Origin of the sequence: Methylobacterium sp. 1030 (assembly GCF_040544715.1) — a bacterium.
In the GTDB taxonomy this organism is placed as follows: domain Bacteria; phylum Pseudomonadota; class Alphaproteobacteria; order Rhizobiales; family Beijerinckiaceae; genus Methylobacterium.
Window position 1 is genome coordinate 25,094 of sequence record NZ_JBEPKM010000026.1, and the last position, 18,236, is coordinate 43,329.

Below are 18,236 nucleotides of genomic sequence, written 5' to 3' on the forward strand. Positions count from 1 at the left end.
GGCGGGCGCCGCAAGCCGTGCGCGCCGGACCGGACACGGGCGGCCCGGTCGGCTACGATGCCGGCCCCGTCGCGCCAGGGAGGATGCGGCATGAGAGATGAGACCGGTCTCCCGAACGGATCGGCAAAGAGAGCGGCCGCCGAGCCAGCCGAGACGCTGCGCGCGCGCCTGCGCCCCCGGCTCGGGCTCGCCGACCCGGACGCCGCGGGGGCCCGGCTCGCCGAGCTCGCGCCGGCGCTGCCGGCCGGCTTCCTGACACCGCCCTGCCGGGAGCTGCTCCTGGGCCTGGCGGATCATTCCCCCTTCCTGTGGCGGGCGGCCACCCGGTCGCCCGAGCGGCTCGTCGCCCTGCTGGATCAGCCGCCGGACGCGGCGAGCCGGGACATCATCGCGCGGCAGCGCGCCGTCAGCGCCGCCTGTGGGGCGAATCCCGACCTTGCCGAGGTCGGCCGGCAATTGCGCGCCAACCGGGAGGCCCACGCCCTCCTGGTCGCCCTGGCGGATCTCGGCGGCCGCTGGGACCTCGACGCGGTGACCGGCGCCCTGTCGGCCTTCGCCGACGCATCGGTGAGCGGGGCGGTCGAGGCGCTCCTCCGGCAGGGGATGGCGGCCGGGCGGTACCGGCCCAAAGATCCGGAGGCGCCGCAGGACGGGTCGGGCCTGATCGTCCTGGGCCTGGGCAAGCTCGGCGGCTGCGAGCTGAACTACTCCAGCGACATCGACCTCGTCGTCTTCTACGAGGCCGAGCCCGCCGCCGCGGCGACCGGCGGCGATCCGAAGCCCTTCCTCGTCAAGCTGGCGCAGGGGCTGGTGAAGCTCCTAGCCGACCGGACCGCCGACGGCTACGTCCACCGCATCGACTACCGGTTGCGGCCGGACCCGGGCTCGACCGCGGTGGCGCTCTCCACCGGCTTCGCCTTCGACTACTACCAGACGCTCGGCCAGAACTGGGAGCGCGCGGCCTTCATCAAGGCCCGGCCGATCGCCGGCGACATCCCGGCCGGCGAGGCCTTCCTGGCGGAACTCGCGCCGTTCATCTGGCGCCGGCACTTCGACTTCCCGGCCATCGCCGAGATCCACGCCCTGAAGCGGCAGATCCACATGGTCCGCGGCCACGAGACCATCGCGGTCGGCGGCCACGACATCAAGATCGGCCGCGGCGGCATCCGGGAGATCGAGTTCTTCGTCCAGACTCAGCAGCTCGTCTTCGGCGGCCGCAAGCCGGCCCTGCGGGGCCGCCGGACCGTGGCGATGCTCGGCGAGCTCGTCGCGGAGGGCTGGATCGACGGGCGGGCCCGGGACGAGCTCTCCGCGGCCTACGCGTTCCTGCGCACCCTCGAGCACCGGATCCAGATGATCCGGGACGAGCAGACCCAGCGCCTGCCCACCGGGACCGAGGCGCTGACCGCGCTCGCCCTGTTCGCGGGCTTCCCCGACCTGCCGGCCTTCGAGGCGGCCCTGCTCCACCATGCCGGCCGGGTCCAGGCGCACTACGCCCTGCTGTTCGAGGCGGAGCCGGAGGCCGGCGCCGACGGCACCGCCTTGGTCTTCGGCGAGAGCGAGCCGGATCCCGAGACCCTGGCGCGGCTCGGCGCCTTCGGGTTCCGGGATCCGCCCCTGGCCTGGGAGACCGTGCAGGGCTGGCATCTTGGGCGCCGCCCGGCCCTGCGGACCGGCCGGGCCCGGGAGATCCTCGCCGAGATGCTCCCGGCGCTGCTGCGCGCGCTCGGCGGCACCGCCGACCCCGACGCGGCGCTCCTCGCCCTCGACCGGGCCTTCGCGCGGATGCCCGCGGTGGCCGAACTCCTCGCCATCCTGCGCTCGCACGAGCGCCTGCGCCTGCTGTTCGCCGACATCCTGGGGACGGCGCCGCGCCTCGCCGACACGGTCGGCCTGAGCCCGCACGTCCTCGACACCGTGCTCGACGCCGATTTCGTGACGCCGACCACGGATCCCGACGAGGTCCGCGCGCAGTACCGGTCGCTCCTGGGCCAGCCGGCGAGCCACGAGGAGAGCCTCGACCGCTGCCGGGACGCCACCCGGCAGATGGCCTTCGTTACGGGCGCCCGCCTGCTGTCGGGCATCCTCACCCCGCGCCAGGCCGGGGAGGCCTACGCGGCGATCGCCGAGGCCACGGTGGCGCTGAGCCTGGAGGCGGAGGAGCGCCGGTTCGCCCTGGACCACGGCGCGGTGCCGGCGGGCCGCTGCTGCATCCTGGCGCTCGGCCGCCTCGGATCCCGCCAGCTCAGCGCGGAGTCCGACCTCGACCTCCTGTTCCTGTACGATTTCGACCCGGAGAACCGCACCAGCGACGGCAGGCGCCCCCTCGACGCCGTGGTGGCCTACAACCGGCTGGCGCAGCGCGTGTTCGCGGCGCTCACCACGGCCACGCGGCGCGGCCGGCTGTACGCGGTCGACCTGCGGCTGCGGCCCTACGGCAGCCACAGCCCGCCCGCCGTGCAGCTCAGCGGCTTCGCGGCCTATCACGGCGGCGAGGCGGAGCTCTGGGAGCACATGGCCCTCGCCCGTGCCCGGGTCGTCGCCGGCGACGCCACCCTGGCGGCCGACGTCACGGCCGCGATCGCCGGGATCCTCCGGCAGCCGCGCGAGACCGCCGCCGTCTGCGCCGAGGCGGGCGCGATGCGGGCCCTGGTCGCGCGGGAGCGGGGCCATGCCGGCCCCTACGACCTGAAGCTCGCCCCCGGCGCGCTGTTCGACCTCGACTTCCTCGCCCAGGCCATCGTGCTGAGCCAGGCACGCGACTGGCCCGGCTGCATCGGCCTCGGCGCGGAGTCGCTCTTCCGCGAGGCGGCGGCGCGCGGCCTCCTGCCCGCGGCGGCGGGCGAGGCCCTCGCCGAGACCTACGGCTTCCTCGACGCCGTCTACCAGTGGCAGCGGCTCGTGATGACCGATCCCGCCGCGGAACCGTCCGAGACCGCGTCCCAGCAGATCGCCAAGGCGGTGGGCCTCCCGGACGCGCGCGGCCTCGCGGCGGAGCTGCGCCGCCACCGCCGCCGGAGCCAGGCCCTGCTGGCGCGGATCCGGCGGACGGTTCGGATGCCGGCCGCCGCGCGGGAGCTGCCGGAGCGCCGATGAGGCGGCGCTCCGGCCAGTGGCCGTCGACATTCCCCCCCCGCTCGGGCATTCAGGGCGGTGTCGGGAGGCATCATGACGGGCGCGGTGACGATCTCGGGACCGGAGCGTGAGCGGATCGCCGCGGCGCTCGCCGAGATCGCCTGCGCGGCGGGGGAGATCCTGCGCCGCTACCACCGGGGCCCCTGCCCGCACGCCCTGAAGCCGGACGGCTCACCCTCCAGCGCTGCCGACGTCGAGGCCGAGGACCTGATCGTCGAGGCCCTCGCCGGGCGCTTCCCCGGGATCGCGGTCGTGGCCGAGGAGCGCGCCCAGAGCGACGCGACCCGCCCCGCCGATCTCTTCTTCCTCGTCGATCCCCTGGACGGCACGCGCGACTTCCTCGCCGGGACGCCGGACTACTCGGTCAACATCGCGCTGGTGTCTGGCGCCCGCCCGGTGGCGGCCGCGCTGGCCGCCCCCGGCCTCGGCCGCGTCTGGTGGGCCGGCCCTACGACCTTGGAGGGCCCCGTGATCGCGGGCCGGCCGGGGTCCGGGCGGCCGGTCCGCGCGCGGGCGGCGCCGGGGACGGGCCTCGTCGCCCTGGGCAGCCGGCGGCACGGCGATCCCGAGACCGCCACCTGCCTGGCGGCGCTGCCGGTGGTGGAGACGCGCCAGGTCGGGTCCGCCCTGAAGTTTGGGCTGATCGCCGCAGGCGAGGCCGACATCTACGTCCGCTGCGGCCCGACCATGGAATGGGACACGGCCGCGGGCGACCACATCGTCGCGGCGGCGGGCGGCTGCGTGGTGGTGCCGGGCGGCGGCCCGATCCGCTACGGCCAGCACGGACCCGATCACCGCAACGGTCCCTTCGCGGCCCTCGGGGACCCCGCCCTGGCCCCGCGGCTCGCCCTGCCGGCCCGCGCGAGCGACCGGCCGGCGGCGGCGCTCAGCGCGGCGCATCCGTAGGCGGCACCTTGGGCGAGGCGTCGGGCGAGGCGTCGGGCGGGACATCCTGCAGGCGGCGCACGGCCGGCCAGGCCGCCTCCGCCTGCCGGGCCAGGCCGGGCTCCGCCAGGAACCGGGCGCGGCGCCCGGCATCCCGGAACAGGTAGAGGCGCTCGTCGATCACCGCGAAGACCAGGGGATCGGCGTCCACCAGCCGGCCATCCAGGATCCCGGCGGCGTCGTAGCCCCCGAGACGCGGCGCGTAGGCGGGCGGGTCGTCCCGGAAGGCGGCGCGGTTGGCGCCGCTGGAGAAGCGCCAGACCTGGCCGCCCCAGGACAGCTCGAACCGGGCCAGACCGGCCTGCGGCCCGCCCTCCAGGAAGTAGCTGACCGGGTCGAAGCCGTTGAGCGTCAGCAGCTCGATCCGCGTCCGGGCCGTCAGGCCCTCCTCCGCGGCGGCGCGGCCGGGGGCCACCGCCGGCAGGGCCGCCAGCGCGGCTGACAGCGCGGCTGACAGCCCCACCGCCCGCGCGAGCGTGAGCGCCGCACGCGGGACGCCCGCGCCCGACCGCCCGGCCATGCGGACTGCGGGGTCAGGACGCGTTAACCACATCTTGCGGATTCCCTCAGAAGCTGGTCCGACTCATCCGCCCGGCGCGGCCTCTGCCGGCCCGGCGGGACAGAGCGGCACAGGTCCATCGCACGAACCGTTAATCGAACCGGGCGAGGAGGCAACGATGACGGCACGAGACGATCGCGGCACCGATCGCGGCACCGACCGCCGCACCCTCCTGCGCGCGGGCCTCGGCCTGGCGCTGGGTGCGCCCCTCAGCGGCTCCCTCCTCGGCGCGGCCCGCGCGGCCGGCGAGGATCTCGACACGCCCGAGACCTTCCGTCCCGGCGAGATCGTGGAATCCGGCCATCGGTTCTTCGGTACGGTGTCGCGCGGCCTCGCGCTCACCGTCGAGGAGGCGGGCCGGCGCTGGGGCGAGCCCAACGGCTACATCCTCGGCCAGGAGGGCGGCGGCGCCGTGGTGGCGGGCGTCCGCTACGGCGAGGGCACGCTCTACACCCGCAACGCCGGCAAGCGGCGCATCTACTGGCAGGGCCCGTCCCTCGGCTTCGATGTCGGCGGCGACGGCGCCCGCACCATGATGCTGGTCTACAACCTGCCCAACGTGCGCGACCTGTACCGCCGCTTCGCCGGCGTCGACGGCTCCGCCTACTTGGTGGGCGGCTTCGGGATGACCGCGGTGGTCAACGACCGGGTCATCGTCGTGCCGATCCGCAGTGGCGTCGGCGCGCGGCTCGGGATCAATGTCGGCTATCTGAAGTTCACCCGTGAGCCGACTTGGAACCCGTTCTGATCCGATCGGATCCGCGAGGGCGTCGGAACGCGTTCTGATTGACCGGCCCCGCGGGATTTCACCCTCGCGGCCAACCTGGGCTAGAGTGGAGTTGGGTCGGGTTTTCCGGCCGGATGCGCGGGCTGCACCCTCGTGATCGAAACGGTGATGATCTTCGCGCTGGGCTTCCTGGCGGCGAGCCTGTGCGGCTTGCTGCTGCTGCCGGCCCTCAATGCCCGCGCCGCGCGCCTGGAGCGTCGGCGGGCCGAGGCGCGCCTGCCCCTGTCGCCGGCCGAGATCGCCGCCGAGCGGGACTTCCTGCGCGCCCAGTTCGCCGTGCAGCAGCGCCGCCTGGAGCGCCGGGTCGAGACCGTCGAGGCGCGGCGGCAGTCCGACATGGCGGCGATCGGGGCCGGGACGATGCGGGTCGCCGCCCTGGCGCGCGACGTCGCTGCCCGCGACGCCGAGATCGCCCAGGCCCAGGCCAAGACCCGGGAGTTGGAGACCGAGCTGACGCTGGCGCGGGAGGACGGGAGCGCGAGCCTCGCCACGCTCCAGGCTCTCGAGGACGCCCATGCCGACCTGCTCGACAGTCTCCTGGCGCTCCGGCAGGGCGCGGCGCCGGCACCGGACGCCGCCGCGCTGGCGGCCGAGCGCGACGACCTGCGCGCGAGCCTGAAGGCGGCCGAGGAAGCTCTGGCCCTGACCGTGGCCGACCGCCAGAACGAACGCCACGACCGGGCCGGAAACCTGTCGCCGGACCGGCAGGCCGGCATCGAGCGCGAGAACGCCGATCTCCGCCGGCGAATCGTCGAGGTCGCCGAAGCCCTCACGGCCCCGGGCCGGATGCCGCGGACCGCGGCGGCGATGCCGGAACCCGAGCGGGTCTGAGCCGATCCACCTCCGAAACGGGGTTTGGCGACCGGAACGCAACCGAAAACCTGCGATGACTGCCTTGTTTCGACCACGCAAAGGCATCATCGCATCGCCGACGCGTCCTGCATTCACAAGTTCGACAGATGGTACGGATACCCATGCGCCTGAAGCCGATCGTCCTCGCCGTCGCGGCGGCCGTTGCCCTGACGCTGCCGGCAGCCGCGCAGCAGACGAAGCGCGGCAACGAGACCCTGAAGAAGTACTGCACCGGGGACTACCTGACCTATTGCGGCAACCTGGCCCCCGACGATCCGGCCACCGATGCCTGCTTCCAGAAGAACTGGAAGAAGCTCAGCGAGAACTGCCGCCGGGCGATCGACGCCTACGAGGCCGAGCAGCAGCAGAACGCCCCCGCCAAGAACCGGCAGGGCTCGCAGGGCGGCAAGGAGCGGCGGGGCTGACGCCTCCCGGCTGTCGAGGCCGGGCCGGGAACCGCGGGAACGGGCCCCAACCGTGCGCCGCGGCCGGCCTGTGGCGGACGGGCGCTCGCGCCGGGACGCGGCAACGGCTAAGGTAGCGCTCCCGCCGGCCCTCGCGTGCCGGTGCCGAGCCCGCCGGACCCTCGCGCGATGTTGTCGAAACCCGCCCTGAAACTCCTCGCCGTGTCCGGCCTCGTGGCCCTGGCGGCTTCCGCCTGCGGGCGGCGGGGTGCGCTGGAGCCGCCCCAGACGGCGGCCCCGCGGGCGGGTGCGCAGGCCGGTGCGGACGCGCCGACCGGGCGGCGGACGCTGCCGGTCTCGGTCGGCCTCGGCGGCGGCGCCCCGGAGCCGGACCCGGCCTCGGTGCGCGCCGGCGACGAGCTCTCCGCGGCGGCGGTCCCGCCGGGCGGCACCGAGGCGCCGGTCGAGACCAGCCGCGGCGCGCGGCGCGGCTACCGGGTGCCGAAGCAGCCTTTCATTCTGGATCCGCTGCTGTAGAGGGCGGAGGCCGGCACGCCGTCGCGGTGCCGCGCCCGGTGGCCCCGCTCGGACTCGGTCGGACCCCGCCACCGGCGCGCGCCCGCCGCGGCCGGCGGCGGAGTGTTTCACGGGAAACAGCCCGCGCTCCGGCGGGACGAGATACGGCGACGAGACACGGCCGAGATGCACCATTTTCACTATCGCGACGGCCGCCTGCACGCCGAGGATGTCGACCTGACCGGCCTCGCCGCGGAGGTCGGCACACCGTTCTACTGTTACAGCACCGCCACGCTGGAGCGGCACTTCCGCGTCTTCGCGGAGGCGTTCGCGGCCGACGACGCGCTGGTCTGCTTCGCCATGAAGGCGAACTCGAACCAGGCCGTCCTGCGGACCCTCGCGGCCCGGGGCGCCGGGATGGACATCGTCTCCGGCGGCGAGCTGCAGCGGGCCCTGGCGGCCGGCGTGGACCCCGGCAAGATCGTGTTCTCGGGAGTCGGCAAGACCCGCGCCGAGATGGAGGCCGCGCTGAGGGCCGGCATCTTCTGCTTCAACGTGGAGAGTGAGCCGGAACTCGCGGTCCTGTCCGAGGTGGCGGTGGGCCTCGGCCTCCGCGCGCCGGTCTCGGTCCGGGTGAACCCCGACGTGGACGCCGGCACGCACGCCAAGATCTCCACCGGCAAGTACGAGAACAAGTTCGGCATCCCGATCACCCGGGCGCCGGCTGTCTACGCCGCTGCGGCCGCCCTGCCGGGGATCGCGGTGCACGGCGTCGACATGCATATCGGCAGCCAGATCACCGATCTGGCGCCCTTCGCCGACGCGGCCCGGCTGCTCGCCGGCCTCGCCCGGGAGTTGCTGGCGGCCGGCCATCCCCTGCGCCACATCGATTTCGGCGGCGGCCTCGGCATCCCCTACCGCGACGACAACGCGCCGCCGCCGGACCCGGCCGCGCTGGCGGCGACCCTGCGGCCGCATTTCGCCCCGCTCGGCCTGCGGCCGGTCTTCGAGATCGGCCGGATGATCGTCGGCAATGCCGGGATCCTGCTGACGCGGGTGCTCTACGTGAAGCACAGCGAGGGGCGGACCTTCGTGATCGTCGACGCGGCGATGAACGACCTGATCCGCCCGACCCTGTACGAGGCCTATCACGGCCTGCGGCCGGTCATCGAGCCGGGTCCCGAGACGCCGCGCCTCGTCGCCGACGTGGTCGGCCCGGTCTGCGAGAGCGGCGACTACCTCGCCCTCAACCGCGAGATGCCGGAGGTGAGGCCCGGCGACCTGATCGCCGTGATGAGCGCCGGCGCCTATGGGGCGGTGCAGTCCTGCACCTACAACACCCGGCCGCTGGTGCCGGAGGTTCTGGTGCGGGGCGACCGCGCGGCGGTGGTCCGCCCGCGCCTCGACGTCGACGCCCTGATCGCCCTCGACCGGGTGCCGGACTGGCTGGCGTGAGCCGCGCTCCGGAGGGCGCCGCCGCCCCCAGGCCGCTCCCGGGACCCGACGGGCCCCTGCCGCTGTCGGTCTTCATCATCGCCCACAACGAGGTGGACCGGATCGGCGCGACGCTTCGGGCGGTCCGCGGCCTGACCGACGACCTCGTCGTGGTCGATTCCGGGTCCACCGACGGCACGCAGGCCCTGGCGGAGTCGCTGGGCGCGCGGGTGCTGCACCATCCCTGGCCGGGCTACGGCCCGCAGAAGCGCTTCGCAGAGGAGCAGTGCCGGCACGTCTGGCTCCTGAACCTCGACGCCGACGAGGTGGTGCCGCCGGAGCTGGCCCGGGAGATCCGGGGCCTCTGGGCCGCGGGCGAGCCGCGCCGGCCGGCGTGGCGGATCGGCATCGCCGAGATCTTCCCCGGCGAGGGCCGGCCGCACCCGCTCGCCTACACGCTGACGCCGGTCCGGCTCTACCGGAAGGATCGGGGCCGCTACGCCGCCTCGCCGGTCCACGACCGGGTGGCGCTGGAACCGGGGGTGAAGCCGGGCCGGCTCCGGGGCGTGATCCATCATTTCTCGGTGCGCTCGCTCGGCGACCAGCTCGACAAGCTGAACCGCTACTCCGACCAGCAGGCGGACGACTTGGAGTCGCGGGGCGTGGTGATCCCGACCTGGCGGGTGTTCGTCGAGCTGCCGGGCAATTTCCTGAAGGCCTATCTCGGCCGCCGCCACTTCGTGCGGGGCACCTACGGCTTCCTGACGGCGATGAACTACGCGATCTCGCGGCATCTGCGCGTCGCCAAGCACGTCGAGCGCCGCCGCGTGGCCGCCGCCCGCCAGGATCGGGTTGACCCGCCGGATCCGACCTTCTAGAGCCAGAGCGCCGGAGACGTGGCCGAGCGGCTGAAGGCACTCGTTTGCTAAATGAGCATACCCAGAAATGGGTATCGAGGGTTCGAATCCCTCCGTCTCCGCCATTTAAGTCATTGATTTTACTCGCCTTTTTTGACCCTGAAAGCGTCGTCCACGTCACAGCGCCCCGTCACAGTCTGGGCCTGCGCCCAGGCTCCGATTCGGGGTGGGCATGTACGTCGTCAGACGCGGCGACCGTTGGTGGTTTCGAAAGGCCGTTCCCGTAGACCTCGTTGACGTGCTCGGCATCGCCGAGGTTCGTCGGTCGCTGCATACCGGCAGCGCCCGGGAAGCGCGTCGCAGGGGACTTGAGGTGCTGGTCAGGGTCGAGGACGTCTACGCGGTCCTCAGGTCCGAGCGGCCGATCCGTCCGGCCAGGGACGTCGCGTTGGCGATGCTCGAACGCGCTCTCGACCTCACTACGGGGTCGCCGGCGATGGGCACCATCAAGGTCGACCTCATAAAGGATGCGCACGGCATCCTTCGCCGAACCGGGGACGGCGATGCTTCGGTCGGCAAGCGAGACCTCGAACCGCGCCAACCCGGCGTCGACGAGATCGAACCCGGCATGGCCCTGGACCTGCTCCGGGCCGGGAACCCGGCTGGCGTCGAGAACGGCATCGCCGTGGCCATCCTTGAAGCCGTGGCAAGGATTGGCCAACGAGATATTCGAGAAGTCACGGCCGGGGTGCGGGCGCTGGACGAGGCCCTGACGTTGTTGGGCCAACATCGTGCCGCTTCGGCCGAAACGACCCCCATGCTGATCCAGATTGAGTCCCTGCGAGCGTTGCTAGCCTCAGCAATGGAGCGCATGCAGGCTCCCCCGGTGCCAACGCCGTCGACGGCAGTCGACCCGCAGGCGCTATACGAGATGGCTGCCGAGGGCGTGCGCACCGGCCTCGCCCGGGTTGAGACCGAGCGCTGGTCCGACATGCCGCTCTCCCAGGCCATCGAGCGCTACGTGACTGAGGAAGTCGTGAAGCTACCGGGGATCAAGCACAGGGAGGACGTGCCTCGCCGGCTCCAGACATTCCTGCGCGCGGTCGGTGACAAGCCGATCCGCGAGATCACGCCCGGTGACCTCAAGACGTACCGCAACCAGTTGGACCTGATGCCCGACCGGTACGCGGCCCGGTTCAAGACCGATGACCTTGCAAAGGCCATTGAGCTCAACGCCAGGCGCGAGAAGCCCTACCCCCATAACGGTCCTAAGACGGTCGACCTGAAGTACCTCGGCCCGGTTCGGCGGCTCTTCGATTTCTTGATCGGTGAGGACCTCCTCGGCGCGAACCCCGCCGCCAAGGTCCATTCGGCCCAGAAGGAGGTCGAAAGCGCGAAGGCGAAGCGCCATCCGCTGAAGGTCTCCCAATTCAACGCGTTCCTCGCGAGCACGGCAGATTACCCGCTGCCCTCGTCCTCGCGATGGGTACCGCTGATGATGCTCTTCTCCGGCGCGCGTCCCAACGAGCTCGCGCAGCTCCAGGTCGACGACCTGCGGCTCGACTTCAATGGCAGGCCCCACCTCAACCTCCTCACCGTGGAGGACGATGATGGGGATACTGGGCCGGATGTGCAGAAGGCGAAGAAGCGGAAGGAGGACAAGCGCTCGATCAAGACCGCAGCCGGGCGACGCATGATCCCGATCCACCCCGCTCTCATCGAGATGGGCTTGCTCGACCTGTTCGAACGGCGTCGCATGACGACGGGGAAGGCTGACAGCCTCCTGTTCGACGACGTGAAGTGCGACGCTTACGGCCACTACGGCCGGGAGGTCTCCCGCCGCCTGAACCGCCGGCTGCGCGCGGTCGGCATCACGAACAAGCGTATCTCACTCTACAGCCTGAGGCACACCTTCCGCGATGCCTCCGTCGAGGCGGGCATGCCTGACCAAGCGCGTCGCAAAATGATGGGGCACGCTCTTGAAGGCATGGACGGCATCTACGGCGGTGCGCTGCTCAGCCCATCTGAGAGCAATTGGATCGATAAGGTCGCCTACGACGGCCTGGACCTCGGTCCCTACCGCGTCCTGCGGGAGGCGGTCTCAGGACGGAGGAGGTCCTTCATGGCGCGCGCCTTCGAGCGAAAGGCGCGCCGAGGGACCGGCAAGTAGCCGGACTTACGGCACCATGGGATCACGGCCTGACCTTACGCGGGACCCTTCGAGTTCGTGACGAAGTTGCGGCTCTGCAGGGCCGATTGATAATAGTCCTCGTCCAGGAAGCGAAGGATCTTCTTAAGGTCGGCCTTGCCCGCCGGCATCGCGATGGCATCCTGCCCGCCGACGCTGACCGTTTGCACATTGATGCCGAAGGTGCGTGCCACCCTCTGGATGGTGGCGGGGTCGACGTTGTCGAGGATCTGGCTCTGGCTGATTAGCGTGACCTTCCGCCTGATCCAGGAGTCCGCGCCGTCCACGAACGCCTGCGCGTTCGCGAAGTGCACCGTGTTGATCTGAGCGAAGGCCTGCAAGTCGGTCGTGGTCGCCTCGACGTAGTACGCGCTGAGGTCAAAGATCTGCCGCAGGAGGTGGAAGCTGAGGAACTTCAGGCTGCTGCCGATGATAGCCGCCCCAAAGATCCGATTTAAGCCCTCAATGTTCCGGACTGGATCAACCTAGAGTGGGCGAGGAGCCGCTGGTCAATCAGGGGCTCCTCGCGTTCGTCCATCAGAGATTTCAGAGGCGACAGCGACGTCAGGCCGCGGCCAATAGGGACGGTCGTCGACTATGGCTTGCCGCTCGGCGCCACGAACGGGTTCCTCTCGGTTGCCGAGCCGTTCTTGGCGTAGCATGCTTCCAGCCGGTCGAGTGCGGCGGCGCTCTTATCCAGCGCCACCTTGATGGTCGCGCCCTCACCCTTCACGTCCAGGCCGTCGGCGAGCTTCAACGACTTGAGGAACCGCTCGTCCTTGACCGGCAACGACACCACGTTGCCGGAGGCGGCGACGTCCGCCTGCAGCGTGGAGGATCCGGCCACCAACTCGACCGGATAGCTCTTCCCGCGCCCGAGCTTCCATTTCGCCGAACTCATCGTCAGGTCGAGCCCCGCCGCGTCGCGGGTGAACCGGACCTCGACGCCGTCGTCCGTCGTCCGGGTCATCGTGCAACGGTCGAACTTCTGGCCTTTCAAGACGGCGTCGACCTTCCAGGGACCGATGGCGACGGCATCCGCCGGAGTCTCGGCACGGGCTGCGATGGATACAGCCGACAGGGCGAGGGCGGCGATGGCAAGGCGCATGTGGGTCTCCCGGTTCCGTGGACGGGACCATCTCATGAGAAGGCCGGGGGTTCCCGGACGCCAAGCCGCCCTCGGCCGAGGTCACGAACAACAAAGAGACAAGTCTCCCGGTTGAACGCGTCGGCGCGCCGAACCCGCCGCAGCCTACCTTCTGCGCTCGCTCTGCGAGCGGCCAGTCACTCTCCCTCGCCCGGTCCTTTGACATCGGATGACGGGTCACGCTCGTCCGGAGCCGGCGGTAGGTGAGCCGGCGGCAATCGCCCCGGACTGGGCGGCGTCGGCAGGCCGGCATCCTCGTCCGCCGGCGGCAGTTCGTCGGGTCCGGGCCTGTCACTCATCGTGATGTCTCCCATGGTCGCGCCGACGCGACGGGCGTCACGCGTTTCCCCTGAAGCTGGAGCCGCCCCTGCCTCCGCGCCATTGCGTTTCGGCACCTCAGGTCTTCGGGACCTCCATGCCGCGCCTCACCGCCGGCCGTTCGCCTACCCGCCCCAGCCAAGCGTGCACGTTCGCGATGTCGGCCAGGGTCCCCTCTAGCGGTTCCTTCAGGAACGACGTGGCCGCCAGCGTCCAGGCGTAGCAGGCCATATCGGCGATGGAGTAGTCCGTTCCCGCAAGGTACGGCCCATCGCCAAGGCGCCGGTCCATGACGTGCAGCAGGCGGTCGGCCTCTTCGGTGAACCGCTTGATGGCCAGCGGCGCCTTCTCGTCGGAACGTACCGCGAAGAAGCCGAGCTGGCCCAGCATCGGCCCGAGGCCGCCCATTTGCCAGTGCAGCCATTCCAGCGCCTTGTAACGGGCAGGCCCCGAGGGGGCGAGGAAGCGTCCCGTCTTCTCGGCGAGGTAGGTGAGGATCGCGCCGCTCTCGAACACCGACAGGGGGCCGCCCTCCGCCTCGTCGTCGACGATGGCCGGGATCTTGTTGTTGGGCGACACCTTCAGGAAGTCGGGGGCGAACTGCTCGTCCTCGCCGATGTTCACCGGCACCACCGTGTAGGGCAGCCCGCACTCCTCCAGCATGATCGGGATCTTGCGACCGTTCGGTGTCGACCAAGTGTAGAGCGTGATCATGCGCGTCCCTTCGCATTGCGGCATCCAGCGATGCCGGTCCCTATCGAAGGGTCGCGGATTCGCCGGGCTTCAGGTGGGGGTCGCCACCATCGGGGCCTCCGAGGGACACGTGATCGTTGAGGCGTCCCAGGTGCTCGAAGACGTGCTCAAAGGCATCGGTCACGGCGCGCTCGAAGGAGTTGTCGCCCTTGCCCTGCGCGTCCTTGAGGGCCGCCAAGAGCGCGCGGTGCTTCTCGGTATCAGCCGACATCGTCTTCTTCCTCCCTACTGGTTGCAGGCCCGGTTCTGGGAGCCAATTTGCCTGGGGCAAGGCGGTTCCCGGCGGTCATGTTGGCCACGGTCTTCAGATCCCGGAAGACTTGCCTGCCTGCACGGCTTGGCGGCCCGGGCACGCTCCGGTGACGTGCATCTCGTCTAGGGGTATGCGGGACCGCCCTCATTCCAAGCCCATCGTAAAGGAGACCCGCGCGTGGAGCGTGCCGCGAACCTAACCACGGACGATTTCCGCGCCCTCGCCGACGCGCTGCCCCAGATGGCCTGGGTCGCCGAGCCGAACGGCGACATCATCTGGTACAACCGTCGCTGGTACGACTACACTGGCACCACCCTCGAACAAATGCGAGGCTGGGGCTGGCGCGACGTCCACCACCCCGACCACGTCGAGCGCGTCGTGGAACGCATCAGCGAGGCGTTCCGGACCGGAGAACCGTGGAAGGATACCTTCCCGCTCCGCGGCGCCGACGGCGAGTACCGATGGTTCCTATCGCTTGCGCAGCCCCATCGCGGGCCGGACGGCGCCATCCTGCGCTGGTTCGGGACCAACACCGACATCACCGAGCGCAAAGCCCTGGAACGCCGGCTCGCCCGTCACGCCATCGACCTGCGCCGGTCGAACGAAGAGTTGGAGCAGTTCGCCTACGTCGCCTCTCACGACCTGAAGGCGCCCTTGCGCGGCATCGAGAACCTCGTCGGGTGGATCGAGGAGGATCTCGAAGGCTCGCTGACCGGCGATGTCCGGACCAACATGGAGCTGCTCAAGAGCCGGGTGCGACGGCTCGACAGCCTGCTCGACGACCTGCTTGCCTACTCCAGGGCGGGACGGACCGACGCGACGATGGACACGGTGGACACGAAGGCGCTCGTCGAGGAGCTCGCCGTCCTGGTCAGCCCGCCCGAGGGGTTCAGCATCGAGGCGGCATCGTCCTTGCCGACGTTGCACGCATCCCGGGCGCCGCTCACGCAGGCCTTGCAGAACCTGATCGGCAACGCCATCAAGCACCACGACCGGCCGGCCGAGGGGCATATCAGGATCGAGGCCAAGCCGGCGGGGCCCGCGGTCGAGTTCGTGGTGACCGACGACGGGCCGGGTATCCCCGAGCAGTTCCGCGAGCGCGTGTTCGGCATGTTCCAGACGCTCAAGCCCCGCGACGAGGTCGAGGGCAGCGGCATGGGGCTGGCCATCGTGCGCAAGCTCGTCGACCGGCTGGGCGGCAAGGTCTGGCTTTCCGACGGGCCGGACGGGCGCGGTCTGGCGGTGCATTTCACGTGGCCGCGCGACGGCCAGAAGGGACAGGCGGATGGGCTCGACGGTTAACATCCTGCTGGTCGACGACGACGAGGTCGACGTCCAGGGGCTCAAGCGCGCCTTCAAGAAGAGCAAGATCGGCAACCCGATCACCGTCGCCCGCGACGGCGTCGAGGCGCTGGAGATCCTGCGCGGCGAGAACGGGCATGCCAAGCTGCCAAGGCCTCACCTGATCCTGCTCGACCTGAATATGCCGCGCATGAACGGCATCGAGTTCCTGGAGGCGGTCCGCGCCGACGAGGACCTGCGTTCGGCGGTGGTGTTCATGATCACCACCTCGAAGGCCGACGAGGACCGGATGCGCGCCTACGGGCACAACGTCGCCGGCTACATCGTCAAGCGCGACCCGGCCAACACCTTCATGGAAGCGGTGGCGTTGCTGGAGCACTACTGGAAGGTCGTCGAGTTCCCGGCATAGTCGACCCAGTGACGAACCCAACCCGCATCCTCCTGATCGACGACGACGCGGTCGACCGGGCCGCGGTGCGGCGTGCGTTGGCCAAGTCCGGCCTTGCCCACATTCTGACTGAGGCCGCTGGCGGCGAGGAGGGCCAACGTCTCGCCTCAGAAGCGACCTTCGACTGCGTGCTGCTCGACTTCCGGCTGCCGGGCATCGACACGTTCGCGCTGCTCAGGACGCTGCTGGCGGCCGAGAGCGAGGCGCGGGCCGTGCTGATGCTGACCGGCGAGGCCGATCCGGATCTGGCGACGCGGCTGATGCGGGCCGGCGCGCTGGACTACATCGACAAGGCCGAGGTTACGCCGTCCGGCCTTGCCCGGGCGATCCGCTTCGCCGAGGCACGGCGGGCCTTTCAGTCGGAACTCGCCGCCGCACGGCGCGAGGCGGAGGCGAAGTCTCTCGAACTCGACACACTGAACAGACAGAAGTCCCTGCTGTTCTCGATCATCGCCCACGACCTGCGCAACCCGTTTCAGGCTCTCCTTGGCCTGTCGGAGGTGCTGGGCAAGGCCGTGGCGGCGCGCGACCCCGCCTCCATCGAGCGCCGCGCCAAAGGCATCCACGAGGCGGCGACGCAGGCCTACGCCCTGCTGGAGAGCCTGTTCTCCTGGGCGAGCCTTCAGATGGACACCATGACGGTCACCCTCACCGATGTCGACCTTGACGCCCTGGCCGCCGGGGTGATGCAGGGTGCCGCCGAGGCGGCCGCCGACAAGGGCCTCACCCTGGTTTCGTCCTGCGACCATCTGGTGGTCCGGGCTCAGCGCGACATGCTCGCCACGGTGCTGCGCAACCTCGTGAGCAACGCGGTCAAGTTCACGCTCCCGGGGGGGACCATCACGGTCGCCGCCCGCCGCGCGGGCGACGATGTCGAGATCTCGGTCGCCGACACCGGGGTCGGCATGCCGCCGGGCAAGGTCGACGACCTGTTCCGGCTGGACCGGCGGACGACCACGAACGGGACGGCGGGCGAGCGCGGGAGCGGCCTGGGCCTGCTGCTGTGCAGGGACCTCGTCGAGCGACAAGGCGGGGTGCTGGGCGTGAGGAGCGCTGTCGACCGCGGCACGACGTTCAGCTTCGCGCTGCCCGGGGTGGCCGACCGCACCGACGCTAAGAGGGAGGCGTCCCCGGCGGACAGGTCGCGGACCGGTCCGTCCATGGCGATGGGCGCTAGCGGCGTTTTGAGGCGCCACCCTGGCCGCAACCGCGGGACCGGCGGCGAGTTGTGACAACGGTACGCAATCAAAGGCCCTCTCCGTCCCGGGCTCAGGATCCCGCTGCCTGAACCCAGGACGGGAGGAAGCCCCGGTGTCATGTCGAGAGAAGAACGACCCCATCGGGGTCGACCTGCGGCTCCTCCTGGCCGCCGTCGAGGCCGCCGGCGAGGCCATCCTCATCACCACGGCGGACCTCGACGAACCGGGACCGACGATCCTCTACGCGAATCCGGCTTTCACCCGTCTCTCCGGCTATGAGGCCGACGAGGTCCTCGGACGCTCCCCGCGGTTCCTGCAGGGTGCCCGGGCCGAGCGCGGCCCCCTTGCCACCGCCCGCCGCTCCCTCGTGTCGGGCGAAGCCTTCCGGGGCGAGGCGCTCAACTATCGCAAGGACGGCTCGACCTACTGGGTCGAGTGGCTGATCACCCCTATCCGTGACGCCGACGACCGGATCACCCACTGGGTCTCGTCACAGCGCGATGTCACCGAACGCCGCGCTTCCGAGGACCGGCAGGCGCTGATGGTGCGCGAACTCCATCACCGGGTGAAGAACACCTTGGCGACGGTCCAGGCTGTGCTGAACGCCACCCTGCGGTCGGCGATGTCGCCGGTCGAGTTCTTCGACGCCTTCACCGGACGGATCCTTTCGCTCGCCCGGACACACGCGCTGATCACAGAGGACGAGGCCCAGGCCGCCTCGTTCGAGGGGTTGCTCCGGGCCGAACTCGACCCGTACGCGGAGGGCGGACGCGTCTCGCTCGCGGGCCCGGACGTGCGGCTCGCCTCCGGGCTGGCGGTTCCGGTCGGCATGGCCCTGCACGAGTTGACGACGAACGCGCTCCGGCACGGGGCCCTGGGTCATCCGGGAGGTAGGGTTGTCGTGACTTGGCGGGTCGAGGACCAGGCGGATATTCCGACGCTCGCGTGGACCTGGGACGAGCACGACGGGGCGCCGCCGGCGCTGCCGACACGCGAGGGGTTCGGTTCACGGCTCCTGAACAAGATCCTCACGGTGCAGACGGCGGCAGAGGTCGATGTCGCATTCGATGCCGACGGGCTCCGGATCTGCGTCCGCATGCCCCTGGTCACAGCGTGAACGCAAGCGAGTGCCGCCAGGT

The 18,236-nt window shown here is 71.0% G+C and carries 18 protein-coding genes and 1 tRNA gene; 14 read left to right on the forward strand and 5 right to left on the reverse strand.

The annotated features are described in order from the left end of the window. Positions 1-90 precede the first annotated feature (90 nt). Positions 91-3,096 (forward strand): bifunctional [glutamine synthetase] adenylyltransferase/[glutamine synthetase]-adenylyl-L-tyrosine phosphorylase, encoded by a 3,006-nt coding sequence (locus ABIC30_RS27875; protein ID WP_020094374.1) that lies wholly within the window; start codon positions 91-93, stop codon positions 3,094-3,096. A gap of 72 nt (positions 3,097-3,168) precedes the next feature. After that, positions 3,169-4,041: a 3'(2'),5'-bisphosphate nucleotidase CysQ family protein gene (locus ABIC30_RS27880; RefSeq protein ID WP_020094373.1), complete on the forward strand. Its 873-nt coding sequence runs from the start codon at positions 3,169-3,171 to the stop codon at positions 4,039-4,041. Here ABIC30_RS27880 and ABIC30_RS27885 read toward each other — a convergent pair. Beyond that, entirely contained in the window at positions 4,022-4,600 is a 579-nt protein-coding gene (locus tag ABIC30_RS27885) for a YHS domain-containing (seleno)protein (protein WP_234081378.1), read from the reverse strand. The two genes, ABIC30_RS27880 and ABIC30_RS27885, sit on opposite strands and share 20 nt — an antisense overlap. 157 nt (positions 4,601-4,757) lie before the next feature. On the opposite strand from ABIC30_RS27885, the gene ABIC30_RS27890 reads away from it, so the two are divergent. The 8 genes from ABIC30_RS27890 to ABIC30_RS27925 all read left to right on the forward strand — a co-directional run bounded on the left by ABIC30_RS27890 (position 4,758) and on the right by ABIC30_RS27925 (position 11,659). After that, the gene (locus ABIC30_RS27890; RefSeq protein ID WP_234081380.1) at positions 4,758-5,387 is read left to right on the forward strand and encodes a DUF1134 domain-containing protein; all 630 of its coding nucleotides are present in this window, start codon (positions 4,758-4,760) and stop codon (positions 5,385-5,387) included. 147 nt (positions 5,388-5,534) lie between these two features. Continuing rightward, on the forward strand, positions 5,535-6,257 hold the full coding sequence (locus tag ABIC30_RS27895) for a hypothetical protein (RefSeq protein WP_234081382.1): 723 nt from the start codon (positions 5,535-5,537) through the stop codon (positions 6,255-6,257). Positions 6,258-6,400: 143 nt separating this feature from the next. Next, positions 6,401-6,703 (forward strand): hypothetical protein, encoded by a 303-nt coding sequence (locus tag ABIC30_RS27900; protein WP_020094369.1) that lies wholly within the window; start codon positions 6,401-6,403, stop codon positions 6,701-6,703. A 168-nt stretch (positions 6,704-6,871) separates the two neighbouring features. Beyond that, positions 6,872-7,219, forward strand: a complete 348-nt coding sequence (locus tag ABIC30_RS27905; protein ID WP_020094368.1) for a hypothetical protein — start codon at positions 6,872-6,874, stop codon at positions 7,217-7,219. A gap of 165 nt (positions 7,220-7,384) precedes the next feature. After that, positions 7,385-8,653, forward strand: coding sequence for a diaminopimelate decarboxylase (gene lysA, locus ABIC30_RS27910; protein ID WP_020094367.1), 1,269 nt, complete (start codon positions 7,385-7,387; stop codon positions 8,651-8,653). Continuing rightward, complete coding sequence (locus ABIC30_RS27915) at positions 8,650-9,510, forward strand: glycosyltransferase family 2 protein (protein ID WP_020094366.1); 861 nt, start codon at positions 8,650-8,652, stop codon at positions 9,508-9,510. Before lysA ends, ABIC30_RS27915 begins: the two co-directional genes overlap by 4 nt. A gap of 12 nt (positions 9,511-9,522) precedes the next feature. Then, positions 9,523-9,614: transfer RNA gene (locus tag ABIC30_RS27920), tRNA-Ser, on the forward strand. A gap of 107 nt (positions 9,615-9,721) precedes the next feature. Continuing rightward, a complete protein-coding gene (locus ABIC30_RS27925) occupies positions 9,722-11,659 on the forward strand; it encodes a DUF6538 domain-containing protein (RefSeq protein WP_354456455.1) in 1,938 nt (645 codons plus the stop codon). Between the two features lie 35 nt (positions 11,660-11,694). Here ABIC30_RS27925 and ABIC30_RS27930 read toward each other — a convergent pair whose 3' ends face one another. From ABIC30_RS27930 to ABIC30_RS27945, 4 genes are all read right to left on the reverse strand, one after another. Next, complete coding sequence (locus ABIC30_RS27930; protein ID WP_354456456.1) at positions 11,695-12,144, reverse strand: Kiwa anti-phage protein KwaB-like domain-containing protein; 450 nt, start codon at positions 12,142-12,144, stop codon at positions 11,695-11,697. Between the two features lie 128 nt (positions 12,145-12,272). Further along, positions 12,273-12,785 (reverse strand): hypothetical protein, encoded by a 513-nt coding sequence (locus ABIC30_RS27935; RefSeq protein ID WP_354456419.1) that lies wholly within the window; start codon positions 12,783-12,785, stop codon positions 12,273-12,275. Positions 12,786-13,220: 435 nt separating this feature from the next. After that, a complete protein-coding gene (locus tag ABIC30_RS27940) occupies positions 13,221-13,856 on the reverse strand; it encodes a glutathione S-transferase family protein (protein WP_354456420.1) in 636 nt (211 codons plus the stop codon). Between the two features lie 40 nt (positions 13,857-13,896). Then, positions 13,897-14,106, reverse strand: coding sequence for a hypothetical protein (locus tag ABIC30_RS27945; protein ID WP_354456421.1), 210 nt, complete (start codon positions 14,104-14,106; stop codon positions 13,897-13,899). A 219-nt stretch (positions 14,107-14,325) separates the two neighbouring features. Between ABIC30_RS27945 and ABIC30_RS27950 the strand changes: the two genes are divergently transcribed. From ABIC30_RS27950 to ABIC30_RS27965, 4 genes are all read left to right on the forward strand, one after another. Further along, the gene (locus ABIC30_RS27950) at positions 14,326-15,450 is read left to right on the forward strand and encodes a sensor histidine kinase (RefSeq protein ID WP_354456422.1); all 1,125 of its coding nucleotides are present in this window, start codon (positions 14,326-14,328) and stop codon (positions 15,448-15,450) included. Next, complete coding sequence (locus ABIC30_RS27955) at positions 15,434-15,859, forward strand: response regulator (protein WP_234741950.1); 426 nt, start codon at positions 15,434-15,436, stop codon at positions 15,857-15,859. The genes ABIC30_RS27950 and ABIC30_RS27955 overlap by 17 nt, the downstream gene beginning before the upstream one ends. An 8-nt stretch (positions 15,860-15,867) precedes the next feature. Beyond that, positions 15,868-17,130 carry an ATP-binding response regulator gene (locus ABIC30_RS27960; RefSeq protein ID WP_354456423.1) on the forward strand — a complete coding sequence of 421 codons (1,263 nt, stop codon included), beginning with the start codon at positions 15,868-15,870 and terminating at the stop codon, positions 17,128-17,130. Between the two features lie 79 nt (positions 17,131-17,209). Next, complete coding sequence (locus tag ABIC30_RS27965) at positions 17,210-18,214, forward strand: HWE histidine kinase domain-containing protein (RefSeq protein WP_354456424.1); 1,005 nt, start codon at positions 17,210-17,212, stop codon at positions 18,212-18,214. The last annotated feature ends 22 nt before the right edge of the window (positions 18,215-18,236 follow it).